A 14,961-nucleotide genomic window follows, 5' to 3' on the forward strand; every position below is an offset into this window, starting at 1 on the left:
ACTATCATTAGAAACCATAATCAAATCCTTAATCATTGCACTCGCCGCAATTAAAACATCTTCAGTTTGTATCGGTAAACCCCTTAATCTCAGATTAGAATGAATTTCAGCCGCTTTTTCCAATATGACTAAATCATCTAAGAAAATAATTGGATATGTTTGACAAATTAGATTAAATCTTTCTCTTTGTTTAGGGGCATCAACCGCTAAAAAACCCCGTCTAACTTCAAAATAAGTAATACAACTTATAAATATACTTTTTCTTCGCGATTTAAGATTATTGATTTTTTCTAAAATTTGACGATTTTGTTTCACCATTAAAGACACAATATTAGTATCTAACAAGTAATTCATCTTCTATTTCCGTTTAACTGCATCTTCAAAAATAGCCATTTGTTCAGGGGGGAAATCTTCACCAATTTTAGCGAATAGTTCTGTAGCCATAATAAAACTACAATGTTCTTTTAACTCTCCATCTGACATGGTATTAAATTCTTCAAAAGGTAAATTCTCTTGGAACAGTCTTACTAAATCTTGTACGGTTTTTACATAATCGAGATCTTCCTTGAATAAAGGACTTTCTTCCATAATCACAGATACAACGTCTTCAACTCTTTTAAGCATTGATTCTTGTCTAATATCAGTGGATAACATGACACTTACCTCCTCGTAGTTTAGATGAAGATAATCTCATCATAACCTAAAATAGTGTTTCATATGCCTGAAACCTCAAGGGGTGACAAGGCAGGTCAAAGGTCGCTATAGCGACCTTTTTCGGTGGTATTTTGCTGAAAACATCAACTCAATGGTCGCGATCGCATAACCATAGCATCACATTAGAGGGTTACTTGCCCAAAAAATCGCTGAGATTTTTTGGGCATATTAAAGGCTCAAAGCCAAGCGTAGCCTTAGATTAAAGCCTGTTGTCACCCCCTGAGGCCTGAAACTCGGAAGTTTACGGAGGCAAGCGATCGCCTAAACCGTTACACTCACTGGGATAGGGATAATGGGGAGGGGGGTGTGGGGGCGATCGCCTTTGCTATAATACCAGTATCCTCAACTCACACATAGGAGGGAGATGCCAGCCAAAGACACTTACCATGATGCCGTAAAAAACGCTTTAGTCAAGGATGGCTGGACAATCACTGCCGATCCTTATCCCATCAAATATGAAGAAGTTAAATTAGTCGCCGATCTCGCTAGTGAAAAAACCATTGCTGCAACTAGACAAGAACGACAAATTGTGATTGAAATCAAAAGTTTTCTCAGTCGTTCTCCTATGCGGGAATTTGAGACAGCATTAGGTCAATACTTGATTTACAAAACTTTTCTTTCTATAAGCCAACCTAACTGTGAAATTTACCTAGCCATTGGCAAGGATATCTATGAAAAGTTTTTCGAGCAAGTAGCAATTAAACTTATTCTTCAAACCTATCAAGTGTCATTGTTAGTTGTCGATCTGAATCAAGAGGAAATTATCCAATGGACAAACTAATCCACTATCAGACTCTGATCAAAAATATTTTAACCGAGTATGATCGCATTTCCGCACAAGTCCCCGATCTAGATATCGATGAAGTCTTAATGTTTGACGATGAAAGAAATCAATATCTCTGGTTTAATATTGGTTGGAAAGATGGCAGAAGAATTAAAGCTGTTTCTGTCTATGTAAGAGTCAAAAATGAGAAAATATACATAGAAGAAGATTGGACAGAGGAAGGAATTGCGACTGAGCTACTGAGGGAAGGTGTACCGAAAGAGGACATTGTACTGGCGTTTCATTCCCCTGAAACTCGGAAGTTTACGGAGTTCGCGATCGCCTAAACCCTGGTGCTTACTGGGATGGAGAGAATCGGGAGGGGGGGTGGGGGCGATGCTATAATACCAGTATCCTCAACTCACACATAGGAGGGAAATGCCAGCTAAAGACACTTACCATGATGCAGTCAAAAACGCTTTAATTAAGGATGGTTGGGCAATTCTAGCCGATCCTTACAAGATTAAATATAAAGATGCTGAATTGTTTGCGGATCTTTCAGCAGAAAAAACTATTCTAGCAGAACAGCGCGATCGTAAAATTGTCGTCGAAATTAAAAGCTTTCTTAGTCCTTCATTAATGCGCGACTTTGAGATTGCTCTGGGACAATATATTCTTTATCGGAATTTTATTGGTTTAACCGAACCAGAATATGAGATTTATCTTGCGATCAAAGATATCAGGCTTGCCATAGTTTTCTTGATGACTGGACAAAATATGTTCAGCGTGGTCGGGATGATAGACTATATTTAAGCTAAACCCTGGCATAATTGGCAGACGAACTAAATCTCCATAGTTCTGCCACATCTCCTCCAAAAATTCAATCGGTTTCTGTTGCAGTTGAGACATTTGCAACAGTAAATAGCCTTTTGGCCCGGGTGGAAAATTAGATTTGTGTTCTAGAGAAACCATTTTTTAGTGATGGAGATTAACTCTCTTAATGATACGCTCGTATGCTAAGGTTAATATCTCAGCTCTCTCTAGAAGCATAACACCATGTCCTGAATGAGTTTAAGGATGTGACTTTAAGGTTCCGTTTCCTAGAGTGACAAAAGACGGATCATCAGAAAATCATCGTCGCTTTTCTCAGAGATTCAATTTCTTTGCCGTGGTGGAGATCAATCCTACAGTTGAATGGGTTAACCCTAGGCTGAACCCACTCTTGTAGGTTGATCGAATGTTAAGAGGCTTCTGATTTAGTTGAAGGCAACTCCAGACAATAACCCGCACCGTAAACCGTTTTGATATAGCGCGGATGACGGGGATCGGGTTCTAATTTGGTTCTCAGATGGCGAACGTGAACCCGAATGGTTTCAATATCATCATCGGGATCGTATCCCCAAACCTCCTTGAGAATTTCACTCGGAGAAACGGTTTGCCCATGGCGCTGGAGAAGACAGTGAAGTAACTCAAACTCTAAATGAGTGAGTTTAACAGTCGTATCAAACCAAATGACCTCAAAGCGCTCTGGAATCAAAGTGAGAGGACCATAATTGAGAATTTCACTGTGTTTAGCCGCTTGGGGAATGCGATCGGTGCGTCGCAACAGGGCCCGCACCCGTGCTAACATCTCCTCAATTTCAAAGGGTTTGGTGAGATAATCATCTGCACCGGCATTAAAACCTTCTACCTTGTCTTGGGTTTGGCTGAGGGCTGTTAACATCAAGATGGGGATATCGGCAGTGCGATCGTCTCGACGCAGACGTTGACAGACGGTAAATCCATCAACTTTAGGCAGCATTAAGTCCAGCACAATCATGTCTGGAAGCAATTGAATCGCCAGGGCTTGGCCTTTAATGCCATCAGGTGCTTGACTGACATCATAGCCAGCCATTTCCAGGTTGACAGCAACTAATTCTGAGATTGCGGGATCGTCATCAATGACTAATATCCGGGGCATTGCTAAAGTAGGTTTCTAAAGTGGGCGGTTGGCTCTCTCCACGCTCGAGCTAGGAGAGATAGGAAAGGAGTTTGCGATCGTAGAAATCTTAACTTAACTTGTTCTGATTTTAAGCTGCACTCAGAAATAAGTAGCTATCCTAAGATTTCCTTACAGATTATACGCAATTGTGGTCATGGGTATAGTGCGGGTAGAAGCAGAATGGGGTATGGGAAGCGATCGCTCCCTAAAATCCCCAGTTAGCACAGACGTTAATGACGTTGGCAGCCAGATTGAAGTATGATTTACGGCAAGTCAGGTTCCTTGAAAATGAGTCCACGCCAACCACAATGAAAAACAATATCTTTGATGCTCCACCAGGGTTTACGCCAACAGGACAGAGGGTCGATCCGATGGATAATATTTTTCAGCAAGCTCGCCAGGGTAGCGTTGCCGCTATTATTCAGGTATTGAATGAAAAACTGGCTAACTCAGGGATTCGTACTAGGGCAGTTTTAGACCGGGGGATTCTACAACTGTTATGTGAGGGAGAAACAGAGGGTCAATTGGAACAAACCCCAGTGGTGGAGAAGGTCACCATGATTTTAGAGGAAATTGCCCCTCGCCATATTCGGCGCGTGAATATTAATAGTCGCCTGGTGCGCGAGCAACAACTGTTGTGGTTAGAAGAAATTCAGCAAGACCCAGAGGGTCAACTACTTTGGTCAGAACTCATTGTACTCAGAAAACCTGGATTATTAACACAATGGTCTTATAACCGTCAGGCTCAGTCCTCTCGAAAGCGGAAGACTCCCCTACCCAATTATACTCCCTCCCAGTTAACACGGGAACAGCGCCAATTCCGTCGAGGCATTATCGGTGGCGCTATATTCAGTGGTGTCCTCGTTTTGGCTGGATTAGGAGTTCTGTCTTGGTGGGGAACACCCAAGGATTCTGATTCTGATACCCCACCAGTGGTAGGAACTAACCCCTCAACTCCATCTACTGCTACTCCTCCTACTACTGACCCTTTTCCGGAGGCGGTACGTCTAGCTCAAGCTGCGGCGAATGAGGGACTGACGGCACAAACAGAGCAGGAATGGCTAGCCTTAGCCGAAAAATGGCAGCAAGCGAGTGATTTAATGGGTGAAGTATCGGCTTCTGATGACCGGTATCAGATTGCCCAGGACCGAACTATTCGCTATCAAGAGAATAGCCAAGCCGCTCAACGAGAAGCAGATAAATTGCGTTAATGGGTAATGGGTACTGGGCGCTCTTACCATTATCTCTATGATAGTGTGCTGAACAATTGGTTCTAAGCCCCTAGTTTCCCAGCAAATTTGTAGGGTAGGGAATATCCACCCTCCTGGACTGACAAACTTAATTTGGGGGGTAAGCGATATTCTACAAATCACAACTGATTTAGATTATGGCGATCGCGTTGCCCTCTATTTTAAGCTTGTCGGTCCACTACTGAACGAATTGCTAAGTCAGCTCAAATCCTTACTCAAATTCGGATTTTTGGCTTTGTTCAGGAGTCAAAGAGTTAAAGGGACCAGAATTAAATTGATCGCTTTGAGCCACTCGCCAATACGCTAGGGGAAATGTCGCGAGGAATAGACCTAAAACCCCCACACAAATGAAGACATATTTATGTAGCTTTTGGCGTTGCTCAACTCTGGATGGTACAGGTTTGTTCTCTAATGATTCTAACATGAGTATTGACCTCAAAATAATGGACAGACCGTTTACTTAGGCATCAAGGGCAAGTAAGGGAACAGGGGATGCCAGTTCATAACGGTGGCAGCTACTAAAAAAGTAAAGAGATAAAAGAAAATGGTGGAAAATTTAATTTCTCGGTGTTTCCAGAATTGGTGGAGCATCAACCAACTGACGATCCAACCGATTAGCATGACGGTTTCTTTACCGGAATAACTACCAATTTCGCCATAAATTGGATCGGGATTTTTACTACCAGGAATCCAATACCCTAATTTCCAAACGATAGTATTCCACTCTGGGAATAGGCTACATAAATGTTGGTTGACCATGAGGAGAAAACAACTGAATGCAGCACTGACGAGAGCGGCAGCGGCTGGCCCGGATACGGTAGGAGCTAACTTAGCTCCTGTGGCTAAACCTCCAGGAAATCGCTTGATTTGGTTCCAATATTTGACATAGATGGGTGAGGTATGCATAATCTATTTTTCCTTTGGATACACAATAAAAGAATCGTAAGTGAGTGCCTAGAGAGAATGCATTCTGGCAACATTCAATCCACTGACTAATCCGCCAATTCCAAAAAACATCATTGCCATTAGTGCTAAACAGGTTCCGGTGAGGACTGGACGATTTTGTTTGTCTAAAATTGAGTCACCATATTTCCATAACACCCAGGTACAAGCGACTCCTAATGGCAGGGTGAAGAGTACGGTAAATTCGTGATACTCCATAAAGAGGTAATGAACTAAAGGAGTGTTTTCCCGTAACCAAGCTCTGGCACCATTTTCAGGGGCACGATAGCGCATATATACCCAGTTTCCAGAGGCGATCGCCAGAAAGGATAACACAGTTGACCAAAAGGTTAAGGTTCGCATTTGGGGTAGAATTTTAGAAACTCCCCGCATTAAGGGAAAGGCTAAATGTCCAGCATAGGAAATAACGACAGTGGCAAATAGAGCGGCAAATCCATGAATGGCTCCCATATAACGCTGCCAGGGACTGGGACTTAAGAGATTGACTAATGGTAGAAAAAGAAATAATCCTGCGGATAAAAAACTCAATCCATACACACAAGTTGTGGCAATATCCATGGATCGAGGAAAGGATGACTGACTCGATTCTGAAGGCTGTAATACCATATAAGCGTTTCCTCCCATACAATTTCAGCTTTATTCTCAGACTAACGATGAAAAGTAAAGAAGTAGGGAAGAAACCTAGCTTATATTTATCGACAATTTATAGTTATTTTAACTTAGTTTATCCTACTGATTCGTTTTATTCTGGACACCTTGATTCATTTAAATATATAGCGCTTCGCGCTAGGCAATAGGCTCTCTAGCAATAGCTTGTATGGCTTAGGTTCTAAGGCTTCAAGCTATACGTCATAGAAGAGGGAAACGCTATAGACTTTACTTTTTCTTTAGAAATAGGTTCTAATTGCCTATTGTTCTACGTTCTTCCATATCCCCATACCCTACCCTAATCGCCAAGCGATTAGTTTCTCCGATTTGCCTTTAGCGGTAATGGGTTCACAAGGTTTAACTGGTAAGTCTTGGGTGATGGAGCGATAGACGGCATCAGAAAGGGTGATTTCTCCGGCTGGGGTGGCGCTTTCTAAGCGTTTTGCTGTGTTAACTACATCTCCAATTACAGTATAGGTGCGTACATCTTGACTGCCAAATAAACCTTCAGTCACTTGTCCACAATGAACGGCACAGCCTGCACCAATATGATGGGCATTAAGGACATTTAAGGCAGCTTTTTGCATGGCTTTTGCTGCGGCAATGCCTTGTTCTGGAGTGGCATAAATAGCCATGACTTCATCGGCTGTAAAGGTAATTCTCAGGGGTTGATAGGCAGAGGCAGCCGGTTCAACCTGAGTATAATATTGATTGAGAACTGAGGCGACTAAATCCGGTGAGGTGGTTTCGCACCAATGGGTAAAGCCGCGAATATCCATAAAGACAATGGTGCGATCGCACTTTTGAAAGGCTAAAGCTTCTGGGTTACTCAGGGCAGTTTCCACCACATGAGTGCCCATGCCCCATTCTGCCATATTCCCTAATAGTTTAGCCGTCTCTTGTAGTTCTTCTCGTTGTTTGGTAATTTGCAAAGATTGCAAACCTAAGAGCGTTCCCACTAAGAGCATACTGACGACTAAGAAAATATGGGAGCTTTCTTCCCAAAACTTAGAGGTTAACTCGAAATAGAGCGGTAGTTCATAGGACTGCACTTCTACGGCAACATAGAAAGCAACAATCATGCCACTGCGGACGAAACTTTCTAAGGGAATAATCCAGTTTTTTCTGTTTTTATTCCCCTTAAATCTGTAGTGTTGCAAGGTCGCAATCATTAAAGAAAACAACCAAAAAATGATATGAATATAATCTTGAAAAAACTCTAAGCCATCGGTAAGTAAATCAATTGTTGTGTAAATAGAAACACCTAGTATATTGCCCCAAAATCGATGGGAACTGGGTCGAGACAAGTACCAGGTTTGCACTAACATGGCTGCAATTAAGATATATTCGGTCGGGTCTTGGATAAATTCCAACCAGCCATCCAAAATGATATCCGTTAATATTTTAACAATTAGAAAATGGCCGCTATTTCCTAAGAGTTCACTGATGAATCGAGTCCATTGGCTATCATTCAACTTTTGCTTTAAGATACTCTGAGATGGAGGATGAATTGATGGTCTCGCTCTGACTCTCCTCTCTCGATTCATGGAAATGCCCTCTATAAGTTACCCATGTTTGGTATTTATGTGCTGATCTTAGCTTATACTATTTCTGTATGATGATGCCTTAAACAAGGGTCTAAGAGTAACTGGCCTCCCGAAAGTCGATTAGGGGCAACCTGAACAAGAAATAGTATTAACAAGAAGGGACGATAGGGGAGAACGGAATAAGTTTTAACCAGGAAATAAAATGAGTCCATTTGAGCTATGCTTGGGGGCAAGGTTGGTGGAAAATTTGGGTCAAGTGTAGGGATGAAACGTAAAAAACTCGGAAAGAGTCATATCCAGTCCAGTTAATTGGCTATGATGCAATGCTTTACGTTCGGGAATAGGTAACAGGCAACAAGTAATGTTCTACCAGAACAATGTAGGAGTGAAAATGCACTGTACATAGTTAAACGGATTACTCGGACTTGATATCAGAAATGAGTGGGCAGAAGAACTTGAAAAGAAGTGCCTACACCTAATTGGCTGGTGACTAAGATTTTTGCCTGATGCTGCTGGGCAATGCTTTTGGCGATCGCCAAGCCTAAGCCGGAACCTCCAGTGCGATGGGTGCGAGCTTTGTCTGCTCTCCACAGGCGATCGAAGATTAATGGCAGGTGTTCGGGGGCAATACCCATACCAGTATCTTGGATGGAAACAGCGATCGCGTTCTCTTGTTGCTTGAGGGAAACGGTGACGGTGCCGCCTGCGGGAGTATAGTTTAAGGCGTTTTCGAGCAGATTGGCAAATAAGCGCTGTAATAAAAAGGCATCTCCTTGCACGGTGGCAGAGGTGATTAATTGCGATCGCAGGGTAATGTCTTTCGCTTCTGCTTGGGGTAACCATAACTCTACCAAGTCTTCTAATAGCTCTTCGAGGGGAAGCACTACCCATTCACTCGGATGAGTGCTTCGATCACTGCGGGCTAACATGAGTAGATCTTCGACTAACCGTGTCATTTGCTTGAGAGCGCTGGCGATCGCATCCATTTTTTTGACATCGGTGGGATGGACACGCTCTGGATGGGAGAGCATAACATCAACGGAGGTTTTGATGGCAGTCAGAGGCGATCGTAACTCATGGGAAGCATCGGCGGTAAACTGTTTCAGTTGGTTAAAGCTGGCTTCAATAGGTTTGAGGGCGCGATCCGTTAACCAGATGCCTCCGACTGTGGTTAAACTGGCGGCGATCGCTCCCCCTAACATCATCCCCCAACGCAACTTTACCAGCACTTCCTCTACCGCTTCTGTAGATTGACTGACGCGCACATAGCCTTCAATTTTGCGATCGTCCTGATTTTGCTGATGGGCAACCCACGTCAGAGTACGAATTTCCCCCGCAACCGTATGTCCAGAAGCTTCATTAGAAGTACGGAGCATCAGGGGAAAAGGAGGAATAATACGGCCTTGTTTGGCTAACAGTTGCCCGGTTTGATCAAACCATTCAATCCCTTGATCCGGTTGGCGGAAATTTTGCCCAGGAATATCTAAATCTCCATCATTATCTAAGAGAGGGGCACTAGCATCACTCTTCCCATATCGTTCTTTAACAGCATTTAAACCATGCATTCCAGCATCAGCTAACGTCAACAACTGTCGATCTAATTGGGTGTATAAACTGGTCGCAAAAAACTGATAAACGGCTAGGGTTGAACTCCCCAAAATTGCCATCATCACCCCTAAATAGGACAGCAATAACCGCCAGCGCAAACGGTTAAACGGGCGTTTAGAGGTTTTGATTGAGCCGGTATCCCAAACCATACACTGTTTCAATATAATTAGCGGGCGCTCCAGCAGATTTGAGTTTTTGGCGCAGGGAACGTAAATGCACTTTGACCGTTTCTTCCCCCGGTTGTTCTTCAAAACACCACACTTGATCTAAGATGGCACTCCGACTTAAACAACGCCCATGACTGCGAAGAAATAATTCTAATAAGCTATACTCTTTAGGTGTAAGTTGGAGCTGTTTCCCTGCATAATCCACTTTACAAGTATTCGGGTCAAGTTGCAGTTCTCCCCATTCCAAGATCGGGGGTAAAATATCGCTATTGCGGCGCAGCAGTGCCCTTACCCGTGCCATCAATTCTGGTAAATCAAAGGGTTTAACCACATAATCATCGGCTCCGGCATCTAATCCCATCACTTTATCGGTGCTAGTATCTCTAGCCGTCAGCATTAGCACGGGAATGGTATAGCCATGTTGTCGCAGTCGGCGGCAAAATTGAATGCCATCGAGTTTGGGGAGCATCACGTCTAAAAGAATGAGATGATAGGGGGCTGATTCTACAAAAGTCCACCCTAATTCCCCATCTTCGGCAGTATCAACCGTATAATGGCGATCGCTTAATGCTTCTGCTAAGGCTTCGGCAATACGAACATCGTCTTCTACCAATAAAATTTTCATCTTAAATTCATTCTGACTAGAGTCTGTTGCGATCGCCCATGATTTGATAGGCTAAATAAACAATCAACCCTTGCAAACCTCAATCATATCAATTTAGGATCGTCAATGCTCAGTGTTTTGATCTGGGGCCCGGTTTTAGGTGCAGCAGCGATCGCCTTCTGGCCCGCTGAAATCAAACCTGAAACCCTACGCAAACTGGCCATTGCCCTCGGCCTTTTCCTCTTGGGTTGGACAGTGGCGATCGCTCTCCAATTTAATCCCCATCTGTCCCAACTGCAATTGACAGAATTCGTACCCTGGTTAGAAGCCCTGGGCCTAACCTACCATCTGGGCATTGATGGCCTATCCTTTCCCCTAATCTTACTGCACAGCTTATTAACATTCGTCTCCATTGCAAGCAGCGATCGCCAGATCCAACGGCCTAGGCTCTATTATGCCCTGCTGTTGCTGCTCAACTCCTGCGTTTCTGGAGCCTTCTGTTCCCAAGATTATCTCCTGTTCTTCCTCTTCTATGAACTCGAACTGATTCCCCTCTATCTCCTGATCGCCATCTGGGGTGGAAAGCGTCGGGGATATGCCGCAACTAAATTTTTAATGTATACCGCCGTTTCCGGTATTGCCCTCTTGGCTTCATTCCTGGGCATCACCTGGTTAAGCGGAGCCAGTACATTTAGCTATGACCCGGCGATCGCTCAAACCCTACCTTTGGGAACCCAACTGATCCTCCTTGGGGGTCTCCTGCTCGCTTTTGGCATTAAAATTCCCCTTGTTCCCTTCCACACCTGGCTTCCCGATGCTCACGTCGAAGCCTCTGCTCCCATCTCCGTTCTCCTCGCTGGCGTATTGCTGAAACTGGGAACCTACGGACTGCTCAAGTTTGGCCTCCTCCTGCTTCCTGATGCTTGGAGTTTCCTTGCCCCTGGCCTAGCAGTTTGGGCTGCTGTTAGCGCCATTTATGGAGCCTTGAGTGCGATCGCCCAGACCGATATGAAAAAAATGGTCGCTTTCAGCTCCGTCGCCCATATGGGCTATATATTGCTCGCTGGTGCAACGGCAACTTCCCTCAGCTTCCTGGCGGCGATCGTGCAAATGGTCAGCCATGGGTTGATTTCTGCTGTTCTCTTTCTGGTTGTGGGAGTTGTCTACAAAAAAACCGGAACCCGCGATCTCAATATCTTAAAAGGCCTCCTGAACCCAGAGCGCGGCCTACCTCTCATTGGCAGCTTAATGATTATGGGAGTGATGGCCAGCGCCGGAATTCCCGGTATGATTGGGTTTGTCTCCGAATTTCTGGTCTTTTGGAGCAGTTTCCCCACCTTCCCCATACCCACCCTCATCTGTATGGTGGGAACCGGCTTAACTGCTGTTTATTACCTGCTCTTAGTGAATCGTACTTTCTTTGGCCGCCTTTCCGAAGTCGTGCAAAACCTGCCCCCAGTGCAGTGGTCAGATCGCATTCCGGCGATCGCCCTAACCCTCTTGATCGTCTTCTTCGGTCTCTTTCCCAGTACCCTCGTCCAGTGGAGCGAAGCCACCAGTACGGCCATGTTTCCGAGTAACACCATTTTGAGTGGGGAAGACACAGGGACACGGAGACACGGGGACACGGAGCATTCTGCATTATTCCCCTATTACCCATTACCTATTACCTATTTTACCCCATGATCGCCCTTTCCCCCTCTAAACATCCCCTTGCCTCCTACATTGAACGTCTAGAAGCCGGTGGTGAATTGCTACCCCACTCTCAAGAAAATCTCCTGGAAGTAGTAGGTATTCTCAAAAGCTATGGAGTCGTTCTGGATGCCTATTCCAAAAACCTGATTTATATGGCTCAGGAACAGTTTTTAGTCCTCTTCCCCTTCTTTAAGTACTTCAATGGGGAAATAACTCTGCAAAAACTGCTCAAACATTGGTGGCACGATCGCATTAACTATGAATATGCCGAGTATGTCATGCGCGTGATGCTCTGGCATGGTGGTGGAGAAATGGATATCTACTTGGATAGCGCGGCTTTTGGTGAGTATGCAGAGCGGGCGATCGCCGCTAAAATTAAATACAACCCAGGGGTGCAACTACTCCATAAACTCTTTCCCGACTTTCTCCCCGAACAAGTGCGGCAAATGGTCTATACCAGCGCCCTAGGTCAGTTTTGGCGCGTCATGAGTGATATGTTTATCGACCTCTCAGACCGCTACGATCGGCGAGAGATCCAGTCTATTCCCCAAGTCGTCGAGCATGTTCTCGCGGGTTTAGTTGCTGCCGCCAATACCCCCATCACCTACACAGTAACCATTAGCGGCAAACCCTACGACCTCATCCCCCCTTCCCAAAACTTCAAATTCTTAATGGAAACCGCCGTTCCCTACGTCGATACCATCTTCTTTCGCGGCACGCCCTTCCTCGGAACCGTTTCTTACAACGCCCAAGCTCGGCAAATTCCGGGAAAACAAGCCGAATTTAACTATGGAGCGCTCTACGCTGACCCCCTCCCCACTGGAGGTGCAGGTATTCCTCCCACTTTGCTCATGCAGGATATGCGTCACTTCATCCCCGATTATTTGCACGAATTTTATCAACGCAGTCGTCGCGGCGAAGATGATCTCTTAGTGAAAATCTGTGTCAGTTTCCAGAAGTCCATGTACTGCGTCACCACTGCAGCCATTAAAGGACTAACTCCCCATCCCCTCGACACCAACGATCCAGAGCAAAAACAGGCCAACCGAGCCTATTTTGAATCGTGGATGGATCGCTTCATGACTTCTCGCCTGCTAGAGGTCAATCAAGGCTAGGAAATCAGCGTAGTGCCCTGACGCTGTGTTCACAGCACTACGAGATTGGAGATCGCTATTCAGGTCAGTTGCTACGAGCTATTAAAGGGAGTTTTCTTGAACTTCTGATGGCTCTAATGCGATTTTCTCCACCTCAGAGTAATATACTGAATCAGCTCACTTTATATGGAGAAGCAGCATTTTGAGCCTACAGTGAAGTTGCTTTAAACAACATTAAGGAGGAAGGAACAGTATTGCACGATTACAGTGCAAGAGTGCTTTTAGAAGAGAAGGAGATTGCCTCGCCTTAGCTCAACCTTCATTCCAACCTTCAACAATTGCCATCGTTATATTCACATAGGGATTATCTAAAAATTCATTGAGGGCAGCTTTACCACCAGACTTCAAAGCGTTAACCGCACGTTTTTTAAGGGTCGGATCTACACCAGCATTGACCCAAGCTGTTTTCTGCTCCAGGGTCGCTTCCGGGTTATTTTCTTCTAGCTGTTTGAGAAGACGCTGAATTTCATGAGCCGCCTCTGCTAATGTTTGCTTTTGTTCTGGAAGATTAACGTGTATAATTCCTTTATTGTCACCGCCAAACACACTACCTATCTGAGCGCCACTAAAGGTTTGTTGAACTTTTGGTATATCCGACATTTTTTCCAATCTCCTGTTGAAAGTAATTCAATTCTTCTGTGATGGATCACCTGTAACTATAGTACCAGAAACATTTCCAGCAACAACCCCTACAGCTCCTTGGAAGTTTTGGCTGATGTTAACAACAAAGTTCTCTAAAGCATCCACAGGTAAACCTTCCGCTTCAAAAGATGCTTTTATTGTATCGGCCACTAAATTTAATGTACTGATCATAAACATTTCAGCATCATCAGTATTGAAAATATCTAAGTCAAGACCTCTCATGAATGTTTGTTGTAACGATTCTTTAAGATTATAGCCCCTAATAACTAACCATGATAGTTGTGGGCATATCATGGATAAAATAGAAGCTATAATTAATACTACAACTGCAAGAATGATCTGAGCAAGTGCTAATCCTATTACAGGAATTACACTTACAAATGCCAGACTTAGCATAGCTGCAAATGTTATAGGAGCTATAGTTACAAGAGAAAACCAAGCTTTTCTAATTAACCGATGAAAGTCCAAAGTTCCAAGGACAAAGCTACTAAGACCGACATAAAGATTATCACCATATGGGAGAAACCGTATAAATATTGTCGCTTTGGCATTCCAACGCATCAGACTTCGCCTAAGAATTAAATAGGGACGTTCAGATGCATCAACTGTAAATTGGTAAGTGACACTATCTAATGAAACGTTCTCTAAGCTACCGCTCTTTATTTTTTCAAAAATAATTGTGTATAGCTCGTGACAAAACTTCTGTAAATTTATCTTATTGCGATCAATTGCATAGGTGTTATAAAAGCTTAGCCTGGGCAATTGAATGCCTGAACAGGCTGCCGGATCTAAGCTTGCCCAATTAATCATGATGTAATTTTTTTTATTTGATTGTTCTTTACTAAGACTATCTCTAATATACAAAACCTCATTAGCATATTCCGTCATTTGGTAATAAAAAAATCCCAAGGCAATGTTTTTAGAAATCAGTACAATCACTGCTAGAGTTTTCCAGAATGCAAAAAGATTTAAGAATAAAAGACATGCAACAATGAATCCAAGTGGTGCGTAACATTTCTTTATGAAGCTGCACTTCATAAAAGAAAATGAAGATATAATGGGTATGGTATGACTCTGACTGTTATTTAAATTGACTATAAGCCCCTGATCGCCACTACGGGAGCAGCAAGTACCAACAGGAGTGATCTCGCCATGGAATAAGTGGAGAAAGCCAAGTGATACGCCTACGGGAGGCAAGCGCGATCGCAGTGACAAGTGTTTATTT

At 43.9% G+C, this 14,961-nt stretch carries 17 protein-coding genes; 6 read left to right on the forward strand and 11 right to left on the reverse strand.

Annotation, left to right across the window (positions count from 1 at the left end):
• Both PN466_RS08155 and PN466_RS08160 read right to left on the reverse strand, forming a co-directional pair.
• The coding region (locus PN466_RS08155) for a PIN domain-containing protein (RefSeq protein WP_271938537.1) at positions 1-354 on the reverse strand (354 nt) is incomplete at its 3' end.
• Between the two features lie 3 nt (positions 355-357).
• Positions 358-654 (reverse strand): hypothetical protein, encoded by a 297-nt coding sequence (locus PN466_RS08160; protein ID WP_271938539.1) that lies wholly within the window; start codon positions 652-654, stop codon positions 358-360.
• A 424-nt stretch (positions 655-1,078) separates the two neighbouring features.
• Between PN466_RS08160 and PN466_RS08165 the strand changes: the two genes are divergently transcribed.
• From PN466_RS08165 to PN466_RS08175, 3 genes are all read left to right on the forward strand, one after another.
• Positions 1,079-1,495, forward strand: coding sequence for a XisH family protein (locus PN466_RS08165; RefSeq protein WP_271938542.1), 417 nt, complete (start codon positions 1,079-1,081; stop codon positions 1,493-1,495).
• Complete coding sequence (locus PN466_RS08170; RefSeq protein ID WP_271938543.1) at positions 1,483-1,824, forward strand: XisI protein; 342 nt, start codon at positions 1,483-1,485, stop codon at positions 1,822-1,824. The genes PN466_RS08165 and PN466_RS08170 overlap by 13 nt, the downstream gene beginning before the upstream one ends.
• A 91-nt stretch (positions 1,825-1,915) precedes the next feature.
• A complete protein-coding gene (locus PN466_RS08175) occupies positions 1,916-2,290 on the forward strand; it encodes an element excision factor XisH family protein (RefSeq protein ID WP_271938544.1) in 375 nt (124 codons plus the stop codon).
• Positions 2,291-2,717: 427 nt separating this feature from the next.
• Here the strand turns inward: PN466_RS08175 and PN466_RS08180 are convergent, their stop codons facing one another.
• Positions 2,718-3,437 carry a response regulator transcription factor gene (locus tag PN466_RS08180; RefSeq protein ID WP_271938546.1) on the reverse strand — a complete coding sequence of 240 codons (720 nt, stop codon included), beginning with the start codon at positions 3,435-3,437 and terminating at the stop codon, positions 2,718-2,720.
• Positions 3,438-3,766: 329 nt separating this feature from the next.
• On the opposite strand from PN466_RS08180, the gene PN466_RS08185 reads away from it, so the two are divergent.
• A complete protein-coding gene (locus PN466_RS08185; RefSeq protein ID WP_271938548.1) occupies positions 3,767-4,669 on the forward strand; it encodes a hypothetical protein in 903 nt (300 codons plus the stop codon).
• Between the two features lie 250 nt (positions 4,670-4,919).
• On the opposite strand, the gene PN466_RS08190 is transcribed toward PN466_RS08185, so the two are convergent.
• The 6 genes from PN466_RS08190 to PN466_RS08215 form a co-directional block, all read right to left on the reverse strand.
• Positions 4,920-5,132 (reverse strand): hypothetical protein, encoded by a 213-nt coding sequence (locus tag PN466_RS08190; RefSeq protein WP_271938550.1) that lies wholly within the window; start codon positions 5,130-5,132, stop codon positions 4,920-4,922.
• A 32-nt stretch (positions 5,133-5,164) separates the two neighbouring features.
• Positions 5,165-5,614, reverse strand: coding sequence for a hypothetical protein (locus tag PN466_RS08195; RefSeq protein WP_271938553.1), 450 nt, complete (start codon positions 5,612-5,614; stop codon positions 5,165-5,167).
• 48 nt (positions 5,615-5,662) lie between these two features.
• The gene (locus PN466_RS08200; protein WP_271938555.1) at positions 5,663-6,277 is read right to left on the reverse strand and encodes a hypothetical protein; all 615 of its coding nucleotides are present in this window, start codon (positions 6,275-6,277) and stop codon (positions 5,663-5,665) included.
• A 335-nt stretch (positions 6,278-6,612) separates the two neighbouring features.
• Positions 6,613-7,866: an adenylate/guanylate cyclase domain-containing protein gene (locus PN466_RS08205; RefSeq protein ID WP_271938557.1), complete on the reverse strand. Its 1,254-nt coding sequence runs from the start codon at positions 7,864-7,866 to the stop codon at positions 6,613-6,615.
• A 431-nt stretch (positions 7,867-8,297) separates the two neighbouring features.
• On the reverse strand, positions 8,298-9,623 hold the full coding sequence (locus PN466_RS08210) for a sensor histidine kinase (protein WP_271938558.1): 1,326 nt from the start codon (positions 9,621-9,623) through the stop codon (positions 8,298-8,300).
• On the reverse strand, positions 9,589-10,266 hold the full coding sequence (locus tag PN466_RS08215) for a response regulator transcription factor (RefSeq protein ID WP_271938560.1): 678 nt from the start codon (positions 10,264-10,266) through the stop codon (positions 9,589-9,591). The genes PN466_RS08210 and PN466_RS08215 overlap by 35 nt, the downstream gene beginning before the upstream one ends.
• Positions 10,267-10,371: 105 nt before the next feature.
• On the opposite strand from PN466_RS08215, the gene PN466_RS08220 reads away from it, so the two are divergent.
• Together PN466_RS08220 and PN466_RS08225 are read left to right on the forward strand one after the other, a co-directional pair.
• A complete protein-coding gene (locus PN466_RS08220) occupies positions 10,372-11,931 on the forward strand; it encodes an NADH-quinone oxidoreductase subunit M (RefSeq protein ID WP_271938562.1) in 1,560 nt (519 codons plus the stop codon).
• Positions 11,928-13,055, forward strand: coding sequence for a CO2 hydration protein (locus tag PN466_RS08225; RefSeq protein ID WP_271938565.1), 1,128 nt, complete (start codon positions 11,928-11,930; stop codon positions 13,053-13,055). The genes PN466_RS08220 and PN466_RS08225 overlap by 4 nt, the downstream gene beginning before the upstream one ends.
• 291 nt (positions 13,056-13,346) lie before the next feature.
• Here the strand turns inward: PN466_RS08225 and PN466_RS08230 are convergent, their stop codons facing one another.
• On the reverse strand, positions 13,347-13,694 hold the full coding sequence (locus PN466_RS08230) for a hypothetical protein (protein WP_271938568.1): 348 nt from the start codon (positions 13,692-13,694) through the stop codon (positions 13,347-13,349).
• Between the two features lie 27 nt (positions 13,695-13,721).
• Complete coding sequence (locus PN466_RS08235; RefSeq protein ID WP_271938570.1) at positions 13,722-14,675, reverse strand: hypothetical protein; 954 nt, start codon at positions 14,673-14,675, stop codon at positions 13,722-13,724.
• Between the last annotated feature and the right edge of the window lie 286 nt (positions 14,676-14,961).

The organism is Roseofilum reptotaenium CS-1145 (assembly GCF_028330985.1).
GTDB classification, from domain to species: domain Bacteria; phylum Cyanobacteriota; class Cyanobacteriia; order Cyanobacteriales; family Desertifilaceae; genus Roseofilum; species Roseofilum reptotaenium.

Bases quoted from the DNA above. Each gene is read 5' to 3' on its own strand.
- PN466_RS08165 (WP_271938542.1), top strand. From the start codon at position 1,079: ATGCCAGCCAAAGACACTTACCATGATGCCGTAAAAAACGCTTTAGTC.
- PN466_RS08190 (WP_271938550.1), bottom strand. From the start codon at position 5,132: ATGTTAGAATCATTAGAGAACAAACCTGTACCATCCAGAGTTGAGCAA.
- PN466_RS08215 (WP_271938560.1), bottom strand. From the start codon at position 10,266: ATGAAAATTTTATTGGTAGAAGACGATGTTCGTATTGCCGAAGCCTTA.
- PN466_RS08185 (WP_271938548.1), top strand. From the start codon at position 3,767: ATGAAAAACAATATCTTTGATGCTCCACCAGGGTTTACGCCAACAGGA.
- PN466_RS08225 (WP_271938565.1), top strand. From the start codon at position 11,928: ATGATCGCCCTTTCCCCCTCTAAACATCCCCTTGCCTCCTACATTGAA.
- PN466_RS08175 (WP_271938544.1), top strand. From the start codon at position 1,916: ATGCCAGCTAAAGACACTTACCATGATGCAGTCAAAAACGCTTTAATT.
- PN466_RS08205 (WP_271938557.1), bottom strand. From the start codon at position 7,866: ATGAATCGAGAGAGGAGAGTCAGAGCGAGACCATCAATTCATCCTCCA.
- PN466_RS08230 (WP_271938568.1), bottom strand. From the start codon at position 13,694: ATGTCGGATATACCAAAAGTTCAACAAACCTTTAGTGGCGCTCAGATA.
- PN466_RS08160 (WP_271938539.1), bottom strand. From the start codon at position 654: ATGTTATCCACTGATATTAGACAAGAATCAATGCTTAAAAGAGTTGAA.
- PN466_RS08195 (WP_271938553.1), bottom strand. From the start codon at position 5,614: ATGCATACCTCACCCATCTATGTCAAATATTGGAACCAAATCAAGCGA.
- PN466_RS08170 (WP_271938543.1), top strand. From the start codon at position 1,483: ATGGACAAACTAATCCACTATCAGACTCTGATCAAAAATATTTTAACC.
- PN466_RS08220 (WP_271938562.1), top strand. From the start codon at position 10,372: ATGCTCAGTGTTTTGATCTGGGGCCCGGTTTTAGGTGCAGCAGCGATC.
- PN466_RS08210 (WP_271938558.1), bottom strand. From the start codon at position 9,623: ATGGTTTGGGATACCGGCTCAATCAAAACCTCTAAACGCCCGTTTAAC.
- PN466_RS08180 (WP_271938546.1), bottom strand. From the start codon at position 3,437: ATGCCCCGGATATTAGTCATTGATGACGATCCCGCAATCTCAGAATTA.
- PN466_RS08200 (WP_271938555.1), bottom strand. From the start codon at position 6,277: ATGGTATTACAGCCTTCAGAATCGAGTCAGTCATCCTTTCCTCGATCC.